This window comes from Metabacillus litoralis (genome assembly GCF_020524045.1).
Lineage (GTDB): Bacteria > Bacillota > Bacilli > Bacillales > Bacillaceae > Metabacillus > Metabacillus litoralis_C.
Genome location: NZ_JAIVKL010000006.1, coordinates 111534 through 132392, shown reverse-complemented (window position 1 = coordinate 132392; position 20859 = coordinate 111534). Strand labels below are relative to the sequence as shown.

The following is a 20859-nucleotide window of genomic DNA, read 5'->3' as shown; positions in this document are numbered from 1 at the left end:
TAATGATAGCTAAAACACTGCTTAGTTATCACCCCTTCTAAGCACTAACGAATACTGTAAGCGTTATCTTACGAATCTATTATACTTATATTACTTAGCAAATAAAAGTAATTTTTTACAAAAGTATAAATATTATATAAACTTTTTAGGTTAACGATTACTTAAACTGATCCAATAGTACAATATTTAACGACTTTTTCATTTAAAAGTAACTAATTAACCATTCATTCAATTTTTTCTCTTCGAACACACTTGAACATTAAGATCAACGATTAAGTAATTAATTTTAATAATTACTTACTGAATATTCAGATGAATATTACCAATCACTTTTCTAAAAAAAACTCATAAGATAGGTTTATGTAATGATAGTGGGGTGTAATTTATGATAATTAGGCAAGCAACAACGCAAGAAACAAATACTCTTCTTCATATGACCATTCAAGCAATGAATGAAAGTTCCATGGGATTAGTGAAAAACGATCATCAAAGAGGATTAAATATGTTCCTTCCATTATTAAACAGTGGCGCTTATTATTTTGTAGCCCTTGAACAAAACCAAATTGCAGGTTGGATCCTTATAGGACCAGATTTCAACCCAATTAACGAGGTTAAAACTGCTTCAATAACTTCTATATATGTATTCCCAGCTTTTCGAAAACTAGGGGTCGGTCGTAAATTAATGAATTTTGCGATTGAAGATTTAAGAAGAGAAGGATATTTAAAGGTGATATTAAATGTGTATACAGGAAATCCAGCTAAGTCATTATATAAAAGTCTTGGATTTTCAGATTTATCAACTGTCATGGGATTGAACTTGTAAACTTAAAGGAAAGTTAAAACATTTTTATGAGCCGTTAAGAAATGATCTATCAACTCTTGTACATTATGCTCTATTCAATAGAAAAGTGGAAAGTGCTAACCCCACAACTCATCCTAAATATTATTAAATATATGTAAACCAAATGTTAAATTTTTCAACATTTGGTTTTCCATACAAGAATTCATGTACAATTATTAGAAAGTTTATTAATGGAGGAAAAAGTATGAAGCGTTTTTCTAAAGAAGAGAATAGTTGGATGTTTTATGACTGGGCGAACTCCGCTTACTCAATCATCATTTCCACAGCTGTTTTCCCCATTTATTATAAAGCAGCTGCTACAGAAGCAGGAGTGAGTTCAGCAAATTCAACTGCTTATTTAGGCTATACAATTGCAATAGCTACATTCATTCTAGCAATGTTAGGTCCTATTTTAGGCACGATTGCTGATTATCAAGGTTATAAAAAACGCTTTTTCACATTCTTTTTTTCAATGGGCGTAATTTTTACAGGACTACTTGCTTTTATTCCTACAGATAAATGGGGGTTCTTATTAGTCTGCTACACTTTAGCTGCCGTTGGCTCAGCAGGAGCAAATGTCTTTTATGATGCCTTTCTTGTTGATGTAACAACGGAAGAAAGAATGAATAGGATATCTGCACGAGGTTTTGGTTTAGGATATATTGGTAGTACCATCCCTTTCATTATTAGTATTAGCATAATCGTCTTAGCACAAAATGGAATCATCCCAATATCTACAACGTTAGCGAGTAAAATTGCTTTTATCATTACTGCATTATGGTGGGGACTATTTTCTATTCCTTTATTTAAAAATGTACATCAGCGGTATTACATAGAGCGTGAACCAAACCCTGTTTTTCACAGCTTTAAAAGGTTAGGTAAAACACTTAAAGAAATAAAAAAATATAAGGCGGTATTTTTATTTCTACTTGCCTATTTCTTTTATATTGATGGTGTTGGAACGATCATTACAATGTCAACTGCTTATGGAACAGATCTTGGCATCACTTCAACTAATCTACTTATTGTTTTATTTGTGACTCAAGTAGTTGCAGCACCCTTTGCTATCTTATACGGTAGGCTTTCTGAAAAATTTACCGGTAAAAAGATGCTATACGTCGGGATTACGATTTATATAATTGTTTGTATCTACTCTTATTTCTTAAAAACAACATTAGATTTTTGGATTTTAGCTATGTTAGTTGCTACATCACAGGGTGGAATCCAAGCCTTAAGTCGCTCATATTTCGCCAAGCTTATCCCTAAAGATAAAGCAAATGAATTCTTCGGCTTTTATAATATCTTTGGAAAATTCGCATCAATTATGGGTCCATTGTTAGTTGCAATTACAGCACAATTAACTGGTAACTCAAGTAGTGGTGTATTTAGTTTAGTATTGTTATTTATTATAGGTTTGGTCATTCTCTCTAGAGTGCCTGAACCAAAAACATCTTAAAGTAACCATAAACAGGAGACGATGATTATTTTCGTCTCTTTTTCTTTTCCTATAAGTTTAAAACTCACTACAAATGTAAGAATATTTTATATAAATTAGCTATTCTCCGTTATTAGGGTATCGATTGAACTAAAATGGGAGAGCCTTTTTCTATTGAGTATTTTTCTAGAGAAATGAGGCTTACTATGGAGGATATGTTAAAAGACATATTAATTGTGTTTGGGAGAATTATAACGATTTTACCTTTATTATTATTCATTACGATTTTCATGGGAAAAAGAGCAATTGGTGAGTTACCGATATTTGATTTCTTGATTATTATTACACTAGGAGCAGTTGTTGGTGCTGATATTGCGGACCCGAGTATTCATCATATCCCTACTGCTTTTACCATTGTGGTCGTTGGATTATTTCAAAGGGTTGTAGCAAATTGGAAGATTTCAAATCGGAAGGTTGGTAAGCTTCTAACATTTGAACCAACTATCGTTGTACAAGATGGGGTCTTATTAAATGAAAATATTAAATCGATCCGCTATTCTATTGATAATATCCTACAAATGCTAAGAGAAAAAAATGTTTTTGACATTAATGACGTAGAAACAGCAATTATTGAAGCGAATGGATCTTGCAGTGTATTAAAGAAAAAACAAAAACAATTTGTAACGATCGAAGACATGGGTGTTGAACGCTCTATCACAGCGATCTCTTTTCCTGTAATTATGGATGGGGAGATATTTCCAAATGTTCTTCAATATTTTGATTTAGATGACAAATGGTTAAAACAACAGCTTTCTAACAAAGGAATTATTTCTTCTCAACATGTCTTTTTTGCAACAATTAACCAAAATCATGACTTACATATATCATTAAAGAATGATCTTAAAGTTCAAATTCCACCTATATTCCATTGAACCCAAAATCAGATAAATAGAAAACAACCTTCGATTTCTATTTATCTGTGATATATAATCTCAGCAAAAACCATGATGGGCTCTATAGCTCAGACACGCTGTTACTACAAGAAAGCCAAAGGTAGTAGTTTTATTAAATTGATAATCATCTTCACAAATCTAAATCCACTTTATTCATCTTCTACCTTTACGCTTATTAATCATCTTTTTTACAATTGGATAAATAATAGGTGCCCATTTCACTAATTTTTTTAGTATTCTTTTCATGTACCTATACCTCCTACTTTTAAAGTATGTTCCCCTTTAAAAGCAGAAGGTAAACATTTTTTAACACAACTTTACTTTGTCTTTTCCTATTTGTAATTGATACATTTGATAGTATTTACCTTTTTGATTCAATAGCTGTTCATGATTACCTCTTTCAACAATTTCACCATGATCTAATACTAGAATTTGATCGGCTTCACGAATTGTTGATAAACGATGCGCAATAATAAACGTTGTTCTGCCTTGCTTTACGATGTTTAAAGCTTTCTGAATCATTGCTTCTGTTTCAGTATCAATATTTGCTGTTGCTTCATCTAAAATAAGGATAGCAGGATCATATGCAAGTGCACGTGCAAAAGAAATAAGCTGTCTTTCTCCAGATGATAAAGTACTTCCTTTTTCAAGTACTGGCTCTTCATACTGATTTGGAAGTTGTTTAATAAATCTCTCAGCTCCAACATCTTGTAATGCTTTATGGACCTTTTCCTTAGTAATTTCATGATTATCTAAGCTTACATTTGATTCAATGGTTCCAGTAAACAAAAATGGATCTTGAAGAACAATTCCCATATGCTGTCTCAACTGCTGACGTGGAAGCTTTGTTATATCTATTCCATCAATGGTGATTTTTCCTCTATCAATATCATAGTAACGAAACAATAGATTGATAATCGAACTTTTTCCAGATCCAGTATGACCAACTAATGCTACTGTTTCTCCTTTTTTAGCTTCAAATTCAATATGTTTTAATACGTCATTTTCGCCATTATAAGAAAAGGAAACATCCTCGAATCTTACATTTCCCTCATACCTAGGGATTTGTTTTACATCCACTTCTTCCCCCTTTTCATCAAGAAGTTGAAAGACTCTTTCTGATGAAACTCTTGCCTGTTCTAGCTGCGCTAACTGATTAACAATATCTGTAACAGGCTGGAAAAGACGATTCAAATAATCAACAAATGCATAAAGTAAACCGATTGAAATGATTCCACTACCCGAAATAGACTGACCCCCAAAATACCAGATTAAAACGACAAATGCGATGTTCCGAAGAACAGCAACTAAATTATGAGATGTCATTGAATTTAAACTTAATAATTTATTTTGGTATGTGAAATGCTCTTCGTTTAATGTTTCAAATTCCTTTAATGTCTCTTTTTGGCGTCTAAATGCTCGGATGATTGTCATGCCTTGAATCGATTCATTGATCATTCCATTAATATCACTAACTCTTGTTCGAATTAAATGGTTATATCTAGAGGCGACTTTTCGATACACAATCATCCAAATCATAATGATTGGAATGAGCAACATAGTAATAAGCGCAAGCTTTACATGTAGGAAAAATAACGCGACAAAAATACCTGTCATATAAATCCCACTTGTAAAAAAGCTTGCTAGCACCTTAACATATAATTCACGAATTGCTTCAGTATCATTTGTTACACGTGAAACAATTTTCCCTGCAGGTCTGTTATCAAAATAGGTAATTGGTACTCTTTGAATATGCTCAAAAACATCTGTACGCATTTTCTGGATGATTCGATTAGCTGCTTTTTGTAATAATAATGACTTACCAAATTGAAAGATCGCTGCTACAAATAACAATCCTATATATATACTAAGAAGAATAATAATTGGCGAAATTTCTGGTTGATAAAAAGCTAAAAGTTCTTTTTGACTTAATTTATTTACTAGATAAGTTTCTTCTTTTTCTCCACTTGTAATCGTTAGCGTTTCTTCAGTTATTGAACGCTCTCCATCAAATGTAAGGTGTTTTTCTGTTGCATAAAAAGAACGTCCTACTTGAACAATTTGCAATTCTTTGTTCCCCAATTGATCATCTTTGGAGAGATAGTCATCTCTTTTATAATATTGATTTTTGTAAGCGACTGTTTGATCATCTTTATTTAACACTTCACTCCAGGGACTTTCGATGCCCATCATATGATCATCAATCATTTTCTTTGCAATAAATGGTCCTGTCAGTTCCGCCGCAACAGCGAATGTTAGCATGATTAATGCAAAAAAGATTGTTCGTTTATAATGGAGCGCATATTGAACCAGACGTTTTCCTGTTGATGGTTGTTTCATATTAACCCACCTCCCCATAAGAATCTGTCTGCTGTCGATCAAACTGCTCTTTATACCATTTTCCTAGACTTAGGAGCTGTTCATGTGTTCCTTCTTCAACAATTTCTCCTTCATCCATCACAATAATCCAGTCTGCATGCTGAACAGCAGATAAACGATGGGCCGTAATAAAGGTTGTTTTTTGTGCGCGCTCTTTACGGATGTTCTCTATGATTTTCGCCTCTGTTTTCCCATCAACTGCAGACATCGCATCATCAAGCAATAGAATTTCAGGGTCTTTAATGAGTGCTCTAGCAATTGATATACGTTGTTTTTGTCCTCCCGATAAAGCGACACCTTTTTCCCCTACTAACGTGTCTAAACCTTTTGGCAAGACTGTTAAATCATTATCAAAGGCAGCCAAAGACAATGATCGCTCAATTTCTTCCTCTGATACTTGCTCTTTACCGAATTGGAGATTTTCACGGATTGTTCTTGAAAACAGAATTTGTTCTTGTGGAACATAGCCTACCCACGAATGAACGGAATCAATTAAAATGTTTTCTAATGGCTTTCCAGCTATCGCTATTTCTCCTGTACCTAGTGGGTATTCTCTAAGAAATTGTTTAAGAAGCGTTGTCTTTCCAGAGCCAGTTTTTCCAACAATACCAACTGTTTGCCCTCTTTTTACATCCAAGTTGATGTTTCTTAAGTTATCTACGTTTGAGGATGGATAACGGAAGGTCACATCTGAAAACCTAATTGTACTCGGTATATCGACACCGATTGGATGACTAACATCCTTTACATCTTGCTGATATGATAGTGTTGAATTGACACGGTCGAGTGATGCATTTCCTCTTTGAAGAATATTAATAAGCTCTCCTACAGCAAACATAGGCCAAATTAACATCCCTAAATAAATATTAAAGCTGACTAATTCTCCTAAAGTGATTGATTGGTTAAAAACTAGGTATGCACCATAACCAAGTCCAATACAATAGCTTAAACCTACAAGAATTTTTATCGTTGGTTCAAATAATGCATCGATTTTAGCTACTGAGATATTTTTTTGATACACATCTTCTGTCATTTCATTAAATCGCTGTTCATCAGCTTTTTCCTGGACATAAGCACGAATAACTCTTACGCCTGATACAGATTCTAATACTCGATCATTAATATCACCAAAAGCATCTTGTGCAATTGTAAATCGTTTGTGTATGAGCTTTCCAAAATAACTGATGCTAATGGCCATTAATGGTAAAGGAATCAATGCTGCTAAAGTAAGCTTCCAACTAATCGTAAATCCCATCACAAAAACGATGATAATCATAAAAATAGTTGAGTCTACTAAAGTTAAAATTCCAAAACCAGCAGTTAGGGAAATGGCCTTTAAATCATTTGTAGCACGAGCCATTAAGTCACCTGTACGGCTCTTTTCATAAAAACTTGGTGTCATTGCTAACAAATGTTTCATAAATCGAAATCTTAACGTTCTCTCAATTAAATGTGCCCCACCAAACAGCTGATACATCCATACATACGTAAGTGCATAACTTACAACTAAAAGAATCCCGAAAAAGATCAATAAGTCATTTAAACGATCTGCTGTCATTTGACCAAACTGAATATCATCAATTGCTATACCGATAATCTTTGGTGGAATAACATCAAGAAAGCTAACAATGATTAATAATGTAATGGCAACCGTATAACGTCTCCAATACTTTTTAAAAAACCAACTTAATTTTGTTAAAACTGAAAACATAAACTATCCCTCCCTTTATTCGAAAAAACATGATGAATGATTAGCCACCTTTTATCCAATCTAAATCAATACGTCTAATTGCTTCATTATTCATCTCACAACGATCTCCCTTCAAACTAAAATATTTATTGTAGCGAGCATATTGCTCGTAACAACCCAAACACAATTCATCTTCAATCACATTAAAAAGGCATTATGCGTCACATCGCATAATGCCTAAAATAAAGACAATATAAAAACGCACGTCATCAAAATAGTGACCTGCGTTAGCATTTAGATTAAAAACGTACTAGCTTTTTAAAGTACTTGGTTGGAGGCCACATCATCATATGAAATTTGTCGAGATAAATCCATTCTAATTCTCATTTGATAACCCTCCAATTTTTATATTTCCTTCACGAAGATAATTGTATAATTTTCCAGCACATAATGTCAACGACTTTTGTAAGATATTATTTTAACTGTTTTAACACAACTTTCTCCCAGATTTTCCAAGGCATGATCGACTTGAGTAAGATTGTAAGTTTAACTCCCTTGCCAATTGTATAACGTAGTGATGGGGATTTTTTTTGTGAAACTTCTGTAATTAATTTTGCAACATCCCGGGCATCACCGAATGTTGAATTTCCCTTCATTATATGATTTTCAAGCATTTTCATTGTTTCAAAATATGGAGATTCTTTTTGTAGTGACTTCTTTGTTACATGCTTTCCTGAACTCCATATATTTGTTTGAAAAGAGCCTGGTTCAACTAAAACAACATCTACTCCAAATGACTTCATTTCTAAGCGTAATGACTCACTCCAACCCTCTAGAGCATATTTAGATGAAACATACGGTGATAATCCTGGAAACCCAACTTTTCCACTTATACTACTGACATTAATAATTTTTCCACTCTTCTGTTGACGCATAAGGGGTAATACTGCTTGAGTGACATTGATTGCACCAAAAAGATTTGTTTCAAATTGTCTTCTATACTCATCAATTGGTATTTCCTCGACAAAGCCCGCACCAGCATAGCCTGCATTATTTACCAATACATCAATGCGTCCTAATGACATTAAATAGTTTTTTAGTTTTTGAACAGATTGATTACTTGTAACATCTAATTCATGTGTATGTATTTTATCTGCAACACCTCTAGAGTTTGCTTCACTTATCAGATGTTTACTTTTAGTAAGATCACGCATAGTTGCAATGACAGTGTAATCATTGCTTGCAAATTCAATTGATGTTAATAATCCAAAACCACTTGAAGCTCCAGTGATAACAGCTATTCTATCCCTCATTTTATTTCTCCTTTGCAAACTCTACTTTATTTAAACGAATTAACTCCTGAAAATCAAACTTAGATTAGTATAATTATATTCACAATAGTATCGTTCAATCATTCTATTATTCAAAAGATGTTTTGATCACTGTTATTCACAAACATTCTAACTAAATCAAAACTACTGCTATGTTTGTAAAAGAGCATGCAATTCGCCTTTTGATGAAGTAGAGCTTTGTTTCCTTTGCTAACTTATTATTAAAAGATATACTATTTTTTTCACAAGCTTATCATTATTATCTCAACGAAAATGAAAAAAGGCGACCCTTTAGGAATGAAACTCCTAGGTCACCTATTTCATCTTCAATATTTAGCAATCCTTAATCATTCAAACTAAGCTTTCTTTATCTTTTTTTCTCTATTGAATTCATCTACGTCTAAACGGAAGAATGAGTAGAAATAAACGATAATTCCAATCCACAAAGTGTTAAAAATAAACATTAAGCTTTAACATAGTCAATTAAATAAACATCCCCGCAATTGCAGCACTTAACAATGATGCAAGCATTCCGGCAGCTACTGCACGAATTCCAAGCTTTGCAATGTCTGCTCGACGACTTGGTGCTAACCCACCTAAGCCACCTAAAAGAATAGCCATAGAACTTAAATTTGCAAAACCACATAGTGCAAAACTGACCACAATTACTGTTTTCTCAGATAATTGACTAATTTCAGGTGCAAAAGCAGAATATGCTACAAATTCATTTAATACAAGTTTTTGACCGATAAAACTACCTGCTGTCACAGCCTCTGACCATGGTACACCTATAGCAAAAGCAAGTGGTGAGAATAATATACCTAAGATTGCTTGAAGAGATAAATCACTATAACCAAATATTCCACCTAAAAGACCTAAAATACCATTAACTAAAGCAATTAATGCAATAAATGCTAGTAACATTGCCCCAACGTTTAAAGCTAGCTTTAATCCATCAGATGCCCCACGTGCAGCGGCATCAATGACATTTACGGTTTCTGAATCTTTCTCCATTTTAAACTCTTGTGCTTTTACTTCCTCTGTCTCTGGTATTAATAGCTTTGCCATGATTAATCCTGCCGGTGCAGCCATAAAGCTTGCTGCTAATAAATATTCAAGTGGTACCCCTAATAGAGCATAACCAACAAGGACCGATCCTGCTACAGATGCAAGTCCACCTGTCATCACTGCGAACAGTTCTGATTTTGTCATTTTTTCTAAATATGGTCGAACAACTAGCGGTGCTTCTGTTTGTCCAACAAAAATATTTGCTGCAGCTGACATTGATTCTGGCTTACTAGTACCTAATAACTTAGATAAGCCGCCACCAATGAATTTAATAAAGAACTGCATAATACCAAGATAATATAAAACGGAAATCAAGGAAGAAAAAAAGATGATCACTGTTAAAATCTGAAACGCAAATACAAAACCAAATTCTTCAACATTTGCAGCCGGACCGAAAAGGAATGAAATCCCCTCTTGAGCATAATCGATGATATGTTGTATGACCATCGTCATCCTTTTAAGTAACTCTCTACCCGTCTCCCACTTCAAAACGATAAAAGCAAAAATTACTTGAATAGTTAAGCCACCAAGCACCGTGCGATAATTTATCATTTTTTTACTACTAGATAAAAGAAATCCAATTCCTAGAACAGTTAATATTCCAAACATTCCCCATAGTATATTCATCATGTCACCTCTTAGAAGTTTTAGTTTAAAGGTTTGGTTTGATTGGCTTCATTGTTGATTTCCGTTGCAAACATTCGATTTTCACGGCAATCTTGATGCCTTCTCGTTAGCTTTGGCATCTAAGGATATCCCAATGGGATGCTTCTTGTTGCGGATCCCTAAATTGGATTAGATCTACACTGAACTTAAAGTAAACGCTTACTAAATTGTCTGTTGTCAGACCTCCTACATGATAGTACCAAAACGTTTTTAATATGTAAATAATTAAATTATGGTAGCGAAGCTTAGGTTTATTATCAGCTGACTTTTAGTATTCATACAAAAACTGATGAAATGATTGGTTGAGATGTGTGTGAACAGTGAAAAAAACGACGGGAAAAATATTAAATTTCTTCATCTGTCGAAATTCCACGTTTAGTGTCAGTCCAACTAAGGTAATGGATTAGTATACTACTAAAGGAGGAATTGATCATGAAGAAAACTTCAAAAGTATTAGTACCAACTTTAGCCTTAGGTATGGCGTTCGGAGCAAGTGGTTTATCAGCAAGTGCAGCGACGGAAACCATTGAGTCCGGAGATACGCTTTGGGGAATCGCTCAAGAAAACGATGTGAGTGTGGAAGAGTTAATGAAGTATAATAGTCATTTGGACCCGCATGCACTTCCAATCGGAACTGAGGTAGAGTTAGATTCAAATCATAGCAATACAAACTCTGGTCATAACGGAGATATGGTAACCCACACAGTTCAACCGGGAAATACACTCTATGAAATCGCCCAAACATATGATGGTGTTTCTGTAAATGATTTGTATGATTTAAATGAAGGAATTGATCCATACAATTTAATGATTGGATCAGAAGTTAATGTAATGATGGATGAACACTCAAATAGTGATAACAATAGTAACGATAGCGATAATGAAAACAATGTTGAGTATCATACTGTACAACCAGGTAATACATTCTATGGAATAGCAAGTGTATATGACGGTGTAACAGTAGATGAAATAATGGAAGCCAACCCAAATGTTGATCCTACTGAATTAACTATTGGTTCCCAAATTACAATTCCGCTAGATTAATCTTTTAAATATAAGGTTGTTTTCACTAACTTTGTGGTTTATTAGTTTGTCATAAATTCGTTTCATTTCTATAATGATTCGAAACAACAATCTTTTGAAAAAACAGCTTAATACAAAGAGTCTTGCTTCCGCAGGACTCTTTATTTATAGATATAGTATATTATTAAAGCCTTTCGCACTGACTCAGGTGCTATAGATAAAAACCATACCTATTATTTAACCATCTCTCTAATTAATTTACGATTTCTGTCTTTAAAAATTTCATTATGAGAAGAAACCATTCCAATTGCTGTAGCCTCGGGTTGAATAAACAATTTGGCTTTATTTACCGCATTTGCAGCATCCTGAAATGCACCCGCAATTAAGTTAAGTTTCCCCTCATGCTTTAATATATCTCCAGCTGCATAAATACCTTCTACAGAAGATTCACTTGTTGTACTCCCTGTAATATAGAAGTTATCTGTTAGATCTAATTTCACTTCACTATTCTCTAAAAGTGAGGCATCACGTTCATACCCGTGATTAATAATCACTTCATCGATTGGTAAATATGTAATGTCCCCAGTTTCAAGATTTGTTAATTCAACACGCTCGATTTCCTCATGATTATCAGAAGCCATTAATTTGGTAATGGATGTTTGTAAGAAACAATGTGCTGAACTACTTAACAGCTGTGTGACTTGGGCTTCATGTCCTGACAATGCTGGTTTCCTATGAGTTAAGTAAACCTTCTTCGCAATTGGCTCTAACTCATTGGCCCAATCTATAGCTGAGTTTCCTCCACCAGAGATAATCACTGTTTTATCTTTAAATCGTTGTAATGATTTAACTGTATAGTGTAGGTTAGACACTTCATATTTCTCAGCGCCCTCAATTTCCAATTTTTGCGGACTTAAAATACCGCCACCAACGGCCACAATAATCGTTTTTGAATAATGCTTCATACCTGAAGCAGCAGATAACACAAATGTTCCATCATCGATTTGAGAAATAGACTCAATCTTCTCATTCAACACAACAGTAGGATCAAAAGTTAACCCTTGATCAACAAGTTGCTTAATCAAATTTGAACCTAAAATTGGGGTCTGACCCCCTATGTCCCAAATCATCTTCTCAGGATATACATGAACCTTACCGCCTAATTGTGGTTGAAATTCAATTATTTTTGTTTTCATTTCTCTAAGTCCACTATAAAAAGCTGAGTAAAGACCTGCGGGGCCTCCACCTATAACTGTAACATCGAATAGTTCATGTTGTTCCATTTCATTCCACTCCTCATTTATACAGCTAATGATTATCATTCTCATTTAAATATACAATGATTTCTTATTTTTTTCAATGCTGTTTTTATTATAATTATTGTTTTACAAATAATAATTTCGTGAATCTTGTTGATTAGACTTTATTGATGAATCCAGCACGATTTTAAAATCTAATAAAATTTTTACTCCGAGAATAGTTTTTTTGAGTTTCAAGCTTTTTCCTTAACAGATCATGTAATCAAATTTCAATACCTCTCCTAAAAAAGGATATTTTTAGAAGAAATGCAGTTGACACCAGTATAAAAGCAAGATAGTATTTAATTATCAACACTGATAATTATTTTCAATTAGAACCAAAAATATACTTAAAATGGGGGTACACAATGGTTCGCCTATATACAAATAAATTGCAAATTGGCTATGGGGAACAGCTTATTGTTAAAGATCTAAGTGTAGAAATTCCTGATAAAAAAATTACAACAATCATTGGTTCAAATGGTTGTGGAAAATCTACCTTGCTAAAAGCCATCACTCGTATCATCCCACATCAATCTGGTTCGGTTCTTTTAGATGGTCAAAACATTTCAAAAGAAAACACAAAGATACTTGCGAAGAAAATGGCTATTCTGCCTCAAACACCTGAAAGTGCTAGCGGCCTAACTGTAGGTGAACTTGTATCATATGGACGTTTTCCATATCAAAAGGGCTTTGGCCGATTAACAAAGAAGGATTACGATATTATTGACTGGGCTCTTGAAGTAACTGGTACAATAGATTTTAAATTCCGCTCTGTTGATGACCTTTCAGGTGGCCAGCGTCAAAGAGTCTGGATTGCGATGGCACTTGCCCAAGAAACAGATATCATTTTCCTTGATGAGCCAACAACCTATTTAGATATGGCCCATCAACTAGAAGTTCTAGAGCTATTACAAAAACTAAATGTAGAACAAGATCGCACAATAGTTATGGTTCTTCATGATCTAAACCAAGCAGCTCGCTTTGCTGATTACATTATTGCTCTAAAGGAAGGACATATTGTAAAGTCTGGTGATTGTGAGGAAGTCATTACTCATGAAGTGCTTAAAGAGGTTTTTCATATTGATGCAGAAATAGGCAAAGATCCTCGTACGAACAAACCAATGTGCATTACATACAACTTATTAAAAGAAGAACAAAATAAAAAAACAACGACTGATTCTATTTACTCTACTGTTGCTGCTAGTTATTAGGACATCTGATGAAAACAAAATGTACTAACTTTAGAAATTCTGGTCACTATATTAAGTCTAGTGGCATCTTTTCTTCATGAAATAGTACCCTTATAGTGAAAAAACTCTGTTTTCACTCCAAATTTTGGTTACATAGTAACAACCGTTCAGAAAAGAGCCATAGAAGATCGCCACTCACGTTAAGTAGGGTGAAGAAAAATTCTCTTCACCCCCATAGATATCGTTAAACTTATCAAACTATCGTTAGACAAGCTCCTTTTTCTCAGATAACACTTTCTTCAAAAGCCTTTTAACATGAATCGCCGCTTTGACTTTTAGTTCAAGACTATCGGATGTTTTCACCACATACTTGCCTGAATAAATGCACCTCTTTATCTCATCGACAGAACAACACTCTTCCTCAAAATCATTATAAACACTGCCATATTGGAAAAATTGGTGGGTATCACTTCCACCAACAACAGGAAGGTCCAACTCTTCTGCAAAGTTACTTAGCTTTTCTCGATAAGCACTTATGCCTTGCGCATATAAATCTTTACCATTCAAATCCAATGCATCTAATCGACGAATTTGTTTTTTATTAAGATGATAAAGAGGTGTGCTTTCTCTAAATGGATGGGCACCTACTTTTAAGACGTTATATTGCTCTGCTAAATCTAACAATTGATCATAGTAAATAAACTGTTCTTCATTCGTATGATTTTCTAATTTCGCTCGAATCTCTACGATATCATGTCTATTTCCAATTAATAAAATATGACCATTTTCTTTTATATCTACTTCAATACCAGGAAATAGCTTTAACCCTTCAATGTCATAGTAATCTTGCTTATATTCATAATGCTTATCTAGAAAATCGTAGATATCATTGAACCGAGATGTATTAAAATGCTCTGTCATTGCCAATGCTGTTAACCCACTGGCTTTTGCCTCTTTCATCATTTCTTGAAAATATTCTGGCATAAACATTGATTTTTTAGAGATTTTTACATGTGTATGAAAATCTATTATCATAATAGCCTCCGTGATAAATTTATTTAGTAGTAGCTTCCTAACATAAATAAGCCGATAATATACAAGGTAGAAAACAGTAAGAACAGATAATCTTGGGTACGAAAGGATAAATGAGCAAGTTTGATCCGTTTTACTTCTGAATGATTAAAGGCATAAAAGCTACCTCGTGTTTCTAATGCTTCTACTGTTGTTCTTGCTCTTTTAGATGTACTTAAAAGCAACGGATAGAATGATAAAACAGCAATTTTTGAAAAATAGATAATAGATCGCCAATATAAGATCCCTTTCTTATCAGGTGCTTTTCCTCGTAATCGGAAAGATAGAAAGATATGATGATATTCTTCTAGAAGACTAGGTAACATCCTATATCCATAAGCAATACAAAATGATACCTGTCCTGGAACGCCAATTCGAAGCAACCCATTACTTAATTTTTCAGGATCCATTGAACAAAAAACTGTAATACTCGCTAATGAAATAATTGATAGTTTTAGTGTAAGAATCATAAGCGGTAAAATGACGCTTAAATCACCACCAAAAAACCATGAAGCGATCAGTAGATAACCACCTTGCCCCAATAAGCCCAAAACCAGAATAAAAACGATCAATGGACTCACTTTAGCCATGAATGTTGTCACAATCATAAAAACAAACATCCCAATTAATATCGCTTGATTATGGATAAACCATGGAAAGATGCCAAAAAATAGATACCAAATAAAAAGTGTCCGAGGATCTAATTTTGCAAGATATGTACTATTATTTCCATACGCGGTATTTAACAGTTCAATCTTCACTTGTTCAACGGAGAGCTTATCAGACAGTTGTCTTGTAAATTCCACTTACATTCTCCTCTCTCTTCATCGCAAGAACAAATTCCTCTACTGTATAAGTAAGTGGTGATAGATTTAACTTTCTACTTAACTCTACTATTTGTGGTGGATTTAATCCTGCAAAATGCAGTAGCTCCTCATTAGTGAAAACGGATGTACGATCTCCATCATGAATGACTCTTCCTTCATGCAAAACAATAATTCGGTTGGCCCACTCTGCAACAAGCTGCATATCATGTGTTGCAATTAATACAGTATCGACTTTATCTTTTAATGAGGCGATTAAATTAGTAATATGTTTACGGGTAGCAATATCTAAATTTGCTGTTGGTTCATCCAGTAAAATCACAGAAGGATTCATTGCGACTCCAATGGCTAATGATGCTCTTCGTTGCTGTCCTCCACTCATTAATCGACTATCTTTATCCTGTAGATCATTTAATTCAAATTGATTGAGAATATTGTCTACCAACGCTTTAAATTCTGGAACTTTTCGTGATTTCAAAAAAAACTCTACATCTTTTCGCACAGAATCTTCAATAAACATTTCTTCAGGATTTTGATAGATATAAGTGACAATATCAGCCATTTTTTCAGGTGAATATTTGTGAGTATTCATTCCTTTTACAATAACATCACCGTTTTCAGGTTTGACAAGCCCTGTTATTAGTCTCATTAACGATGATTTCCCCGCTCCATTTGTACCAACAAGTGCAACTAAATCTCCCCTATGAAAATCCAAGTTAATATTCTTTAATACCTGTTTCCTCATACGATCAATCGTTTTATATGAAAAATGGACATTCTTTAGTGAAAGAATAGCTTCTCCCATATCTCTCGTAGAATTTAACTTTATTGTTTCTTCACTTGAACATCTTGTTTGTTCAGAGAAATAAGTAACTGCCTCTTCTAATGTTACTGGTAAATTGCTATTTTGAGACTTTCCTATTCTATAGGCAGCTTGTGTCACCTGTGGAGGAAAGATATGACTTCTCAGCAATTGATCAACTGCTCTTAACGCATCTTTTGTTTCCTTTTTCCAAATAAGTTCTCCCTTGTCCATCAAGATAGCCTGATCGCAATATTCAGCAATAAATTCCGTATGATGCTCAATAACAATGATTGTTTTTCCGTATTGTGTATTGAGTTTTTCTAAAATTTTATATACTTCCTCAGCATGAAAAGGATCAAGTTGTGCAACTGGTTCATCGATGATTAATATATCTGGATCAAGAGATAAGGCACCTGCCAAAGCGAGCAAATGCTTCTGGCCACCACTAAGCTGCCATATAAACTCCTCATCATGTCCTTGCAATCCTACCAATTTTAGAGCTTCTTTCCCTTTTTCTTTAAAATCCGGATCTCCGTAATTCAAAGGCGCAAAACTTGCATCCTCTAGCACACGTGGGCAAACAAGTTGATTCTCAAAATCTTGATAAACATAGCCAACATGCTTAGATAACTCTGTTACTTTATGCTCTGTTGTTAACTTCTCATTCACAATGACTTTTCCAGAAAAATCACCTACATAATAATGTGGAATTAACCCATTGATCAATTTACAAAGAGTGGACTTTCCACTACCATTACTCCCCATAACAGCAACAAACTCACCTTTATTAATTGTTAAGGAAATGTTCTTAAGAACAAGATCATCACCGCCAGGATATTGAAAAGATACTTTGTCAAACATAATCTGTGGTGTCATCAAGAAATCCTCTTACTTACATGTTCATTCTCTGGAGAATTTTTATGTTTATTTTTGATTAACATCATGACAGTCATAAAAGCAACAATCGCCGCAACACCCAAACTTAACCAAATAAACCATTCGCCATATGTTTCAACAAAATCAGCTTCCCACTCCACATTAAATCCTGCTTCTGATAAATATTCGAACAAAAACGCTGAACAAGCTAGAATAACGCCCACAACGATTAACCTAGGTGCAAGTACTTGTTTCATCGAGTATTTAATGTTTATATCTCTAGGCTTCATTCCTAGTAAAGGTTCAATTTTTCCATATAAGCGTGGAACTAAATATAAAGTGGGTAATAAAGCAAACAAGATACCCGAAAATAAAACATCGTTCAAAAAGGAAAAGCCTTCAATGACAACTACACTTTCTGCTAATCCAGGGACTGTTTCTAATTCCTCAATACCAATCCACACTTTTCCAATATCCACCATTGAGCTAAGAGCTTGGTGAATAATCACACCTGTTATAGCAGCAATTCCCACTTGTCTTTTATTTTTTGGATCATTCACTAGTGAGCCTGCAATAAACATAGCGAGGGAGAAACTAATGAATTTTTCCAATTCACCGAATCCACCAAACTGTCCTAGCATAATTTCACCGAAGATGATTTCTCCAAGTGAAGCTCCTATTGCTGCATACAGTGGATGAAACAAGATACATAGAGTTAAAGGAATAAATGCAAAATACTCAATTGAAAATTCAATAGGACCTAAATTCACGGATGGCACTAATTCAGTAATCATGTTAGATAAACCATATAAAGACATTGATAAAATAAACACCATCATTTTCTGTGACTGGGTAAGAACATATCTTTCATTGATTTGACTCATTTTTATTACCTCCTTTAATTCGATTACCTTTATTCTAAAACCTGGATATTAAACAAATATAAGCTTGTTGTAAAATACTTGTAAATTTTTTATCATTTTTTAACATTATGTAAAAAAACTATCATTTTCCACTTTGTACTTTTATGAATGTGCTATGATACGTTTGAAAAACAAACATAAGAAGGAGCAATTATAAAACATGGAATTTCATTGGAACATAAAAACAATGTCACCAAGTCAATATAAAATTGCTGATTATATACAGAAAAATACACATAAAGTATTACTTTCGACAGAACAAGAAATAGCAGAAGCTGTGAAGGTTAGTATCGCTTCTGTTTCTCGTTTTTGGCGAATTGTAGGTTTTAAAAACTTAAAAGACTTTAAACTCAATATAAGCTCACAATTAGAAGTATCACCAGCAGGTAAATTTAAAAATGTGATGAGGAGAGTTGAAGGTCAAGATGTTCAAAATCACACGCTTTCTCTGTCTATAAATCACTTATATAAAACAATTGAGGAATTATCAGAAGATTCCTTTCAACATGCAGTAGAATATTTATCAGCGGCAAAAAAGATTTATATACACTGCCCTGGTCCTTCTGTTGGCTTAGGGGAATTAATGCACTATCGTATGGCAAGATTCGGGATGGAAATTGAAACAATAAATAAAGGCGGTAGTGAATTGTTTGAACGTTTAATGCATTTAAAAAAAGAAGATGTGATCGTATTATTTGGGTTTATCCGGTTACTACCAGAAGCAAAAGTAATCTTAGATTACGCAAAAGAAGTAGGATTTAAAACGATATTGATTACAGATCAACTTGTTTCAGACTTTTCAAAAGAAGCTGATGTTGTCATGTTTGCAAGTAGAGGTGAAATGAGAGACTTTCATTCGATGATTGCTCCAACATTTATTATTGAGAATTTAATTATTGCCATTGGAATGAAGGATAAAGAAGAAAATGTAAAACGCCTTGATAAATTAAGTTTATTAAGAAAACAGTATTCTACTGAATTACCTAGATGATTTATTTATCCAATAGACCTGTAAAATCTACTCATATCTTTTTACTAAACTGTCCACTTATAATTAATTTAAATAATTGCTATCAAAAAAGACTAATTGTAAAATGAAGAAGGTGAATAACATGAAAAGTGAGGGAAAATAGATGATCCAACGTACAGTGCTTCTTAAATTTGCTGAAACAACAACACAAGAACAATTCCAAGAAGTTGTCAATCGTTTTACAGCATTAAAAGATGTTTTAACAGGAATCAATGAAATTTATGCGGGTTTAAACTTAGCTGAAAAAAGTAAAGAATACCAAGTAATCCTTATGGTGCGTTTTGAAAACCAAGCTGCATTAGATGCATATACTGCAAATGAAGATCACCAAGCAGTTGCTGCATTCATTCGTGAAGTAGGTAGAGTTGATAGCATTGGTGTAGATATAGAGCTATAATTTCAAGCTTGAAAGCTGTCATTGCTGGTGTGATTTCTTTAGGCTCTTTACCTAAAAGAGGTTGGACATAATTAAAGAAGTCATACAAAAAGACGAATAAATCTAATTCAGTTAAGCTGAAAGAAACAAGTTCGTTCCATTGCGCTGCAGACACTCGCTTTCCACGGGGAGGAAGCTGAGCCTCCTCGGCAAGCCTGCGGGGTCTCAGCCTTTCCTCAATTCCCGTAGGAGTCGAGTGTCTTCCGCTCCATTCCACTAATTCTTAAAGATAGTTTCAAAATCAAAAAAACTATTGAAGACGGTAAATAAAAACCCGAACTATTAGGCGAATGTTTAATTAACATATCACTTAATAATTCGGGTTTATCATTAGCTTAAATACTTATGTCCCAGCCTTCTGTTTTGTTCTATAAGAAGATCATTAGACTCAATTTTATCCAAATAATACTGAATTACTCTTTTACATCTCGGTATTGAAAACCCTAAAATGGGTCCTAATCCAAAAGCAATAATAATCGTACCTAGTCCAACAGGGCCTCCTAAAATCCAGCCTAGAATAAACACAAGTACTTCAATCCCATTTCTTACCCACTGAATACTCCACCCGGTTTTTTCAACAATTACAAGCATCACACTATCTCTTGGACCTGCTCCGAAATCTGCAGAAACATAAAGCCCAATACCAAGCCCTATACAAAGAACACCTACAATAAATGCCAAAACTGCTCCAGCAAAGCTTTCAATAGTAGGTAGTAACCAGTTGAAAAAGTCGATAAATATTCCTAGAAACAACATATTAATAAAGGCTCCTATTTTTGGCCAGGTTTTATTAAAAACTGATGTGATAAACAATAATAAAAACCCAATGATAATTGACCATGAACCAATTGTTAACCCTATTCTAATAAACAATCCATAGTGAAAAACATCCCATGGACCTATTCCTAATTGTTCGCCTTTAATCGTTAATGAAATACCTAATGCTAAAATTAGTATCCCAACAATAAAAAAAGACCAGCGAAGAATCCATTTCTTACTCATAACTGCTCCTCTATC

The 20859-nt window shown here is 33.9% G+C and carries 17 protein-coding genes; 7 read left to right on the top strand and 10 right to left on the bottom strand.

The window, feature by feature from the left end:
* Positions 1 to 385: 385 nt before the first annotated feature.
* The 3 genes from LC076_RS11270 (at position 386) to LC076_RS11260 (ending at position 3208) form a co-directional block, all read left to right on the top strand.
* A complete protein-coding gene (locus LC076_RS11270) occupies positions 386 to 823 on the top strand; it encodes a GNAT family N-acetyltransferase (protein ID WP_226668884.1) in 438 nt (145 codons plus the stop codon).
* Positions 824 to 1046: 223 nt separating this feature from the next.
* Entirely contained in the window at positions 1047 to 2297 is a 1251-nt protein-coding gene (locus LC076_RS11265; protein ID WP_226668882.1) for an MFS transporter, read from the top strand.
* Between the two features lie 185 nt (positions 2298 to 2482).
* The gene (locus LC076_RS11260; protein ID WP_226668880.1) at positions 2483 to 3208 is read left to right on the top strand and encodes a DUF421 domain-containing protein; all 726 of its coding nucleotides are present in this window, start codon (positions 2483 to 2485) and stop codon (positions 3206 to 3208) included.
* A gap of 327 nt (positions 3209 to 3535) precedes the next feature.
* Here the strand turns inward: LC076_RS11260 and LC076_RS11250 are convergent, their stop codons facing one another.
* The 4 genes from LC076_RS11250 to LC076_RS11235 all read right to left on the bottom strand — a co-directional run bounded on the left by LC076_RS11250 (position 3536) and on the right by LC076_RS11235 (position 10324).
* Positions 3536 to 5569, bottom strand: a complete 2034-nt coding sequence (locus LC076_RS11250) for an ABC transporter ATP-binding protein (RefSeq protein ID WP_226668877.1) — start codon at positions 5567 to 5569, stop codon at positions 3536 to 3538.
* Position 5570: 1 nt separating this feature from the next.
* Positions 5571 to 7319, bottom strand: a complete 1749-nt coding sequence (locus tag LC076_RS11245) for an ABC transporter ATP-binding protein (protein WP_226668874.1) — start codon at positions 7317 to 7319, stop codon at positions 5571 to 5573.
* Between the two features lie 452 nt (positions 7320 to 7771).
* On the bottom strand, positions 7772 to 8611 hold the full coding sequence (locus LC076_RS11240; RefSeq protein ID WP_226668872.1) for an oxidoreductase: 840 nt from the start codon (positions 8609 to 8611) through the stop codon (positions 7772 to 7774).
* Positions 8612 to 9112: 501 nt separating this feature from the next.
* On the bottom strand, positions 9113 to 10324 hold the full coding sequence (locus LC076_RS11235; protein WP_226668870.1) for a NupC/NupG family nucleoside CNT transporter: 1212 nt from the start codon (positions 10322 to 10324) through the stop codon (positions 9113 to 9115).
* Positions 10325 to 10795: 471 nt separating this feature from the next.
* Here LC076_RS11235 and LC076_RS11230 point away from each other — a divergent pair, with 471 nt between their 5' ends.
* Complete coding sequence (locus tag LC076_RS11230; protein ID WP_226668867.1) at positions 10796 to 11407, top strand: LysM peptidoglycan-binding domain-containing protein; 612 nt, start codon at positions 10796 to 10798, stop codon at positions 11405 to 11407.
* A gap of 212 nt (positions 11408 to 11619) precedes the next feature.
* On the opposite strand, the gene LC076_RS11225 is transcribed toward LC076_RS11230, so the two are convergent.
* Positions 11620 to 12669, bottom strand: a complete 1050-nt coding sequence (locus LC076_RS11225; protein ID WP_226668865.1) for an NAD(P)/FAD-dependent oxidoreductase — start codon at positions 12667 to 12669, stop codon at positions 11620 to 11622.
* Between the two features lie 383 nt (positions 12670 to 13052).
* Here LC076_RS11225 and LC076_RS11220 point away from each other — a divergent pair, with 383 nt between their 5' ends.
* On the top strand, positions 13053 to 13898 hold the full coding sequence (locus LC076_RS11220; protein WP_226668863.1) for an ABC transporter ATP-binding protein: 846 nt from the start codon (positions 13053 to 13055) through the stop codon (positions 13896 to 13898).
* 243 nt (positions 13899 to 14141) lie between these two features.
* Here the strand turns inward: LC076_RS11220 and LC076_RS11215 are convergent, their stop codons facing one another.
* The 4 genes from LC076_RS11215 to LC076_RS11200 are packed head-to-tail and all read right to left on the bottom strand — an operon-like array spanning position 14142 to position 18337.
* Positions 14142 to 14912 (bottom strand): PHP domain-containing protein, encoded by a 771-nt coding sequence (locus LC076_RS11215; RefSeq protein ID WP_226668861.1) that lies wholly within the window; start codon positions 14910 to 14912, stop codon positions 14142 to 14144.
* A 23-nt stretch (positions 14913 to 14935) separates the two neighbouring features.
* The gene (locus LC076_RS11210; protein WP_226668858.1) at positions 14936 to 15754 is read right to left on the bottom strand and encodes an energy-coupling factor transporter transmembrane component T family protein; all 819 of its coding nucleotides are present in this window, start codon (positions 15752 to 15754) and stop codon (positions 14936 to 14938) included.
* Positions 15729 to 17453: an ABC transporter ATP-binding protein gene (locus tag LC076_RS11205; RefSeq protein ID WP_226668855.1), complete on the bottom strand. Its 1725-nt coding sequence runs from the start codon at positions 17451 to 17453 to the stop codon at positions 15729 to 15731. Before LC076_RS11205 ends, LC076_RS11210 begins: the two co-directional genes overlap by 26 nt.
* Entirely contained in the window at positions 17453 to 18337 is an 885-nt protein-coding gene (locus LC076_RS11200) for a cell division protein FtsQ (RefSeq protein ID WP_226668853.1), read from the bottom strand. Before LC076_RS11200 ends, LC076_RS11205 begins: the two co-directional genes overlap by 1 nt.
* A gap of 199 nt (positions 18338 to 18536) precedes the next feature.
* On the opposite strand from LC076_RS11200, the gene LC076_RS11195 reads away from it, so the two are divergent.
* A complete protein-coding gene (locus LC076_RS11195) occupies positions 18537 to 19367 on the top strand; it encodes a MurR/RpiR family transcriptional regulator (protein WP_226668849.1) in 831 nt (276 codons plus the stop codon).
* 142 nt (positions 19368 to 19509) lie between these two features.
* On the top strand, positions 19510 to 19803 hold the full coding sequence (locus tag LC076_RS11190; RefSeq protein ID WP_226668847.1) for a Dabb family protein: 294 nt from the start codon (positions 19510 to 19512) through the stop codon (positions 19801 to 19803).
* A gap of 369 nt (positions 19804 to 20172) precedes the next feature.
* Here the strand turns inward: LC076_RS11190 and LC076_RS11185 are convergent, their stop codons facing one another.
* Entirely contained in the window at positions 20173 to 20844 is a 672-nt protein-coding gene (locus LC076_RS11185; protein WP_226668844.1) for a YczE/YyaS/YitT family protein, read from the bottom strand.
* Positions 20845 to 20859: the final 15 nt, after the last annotated feature.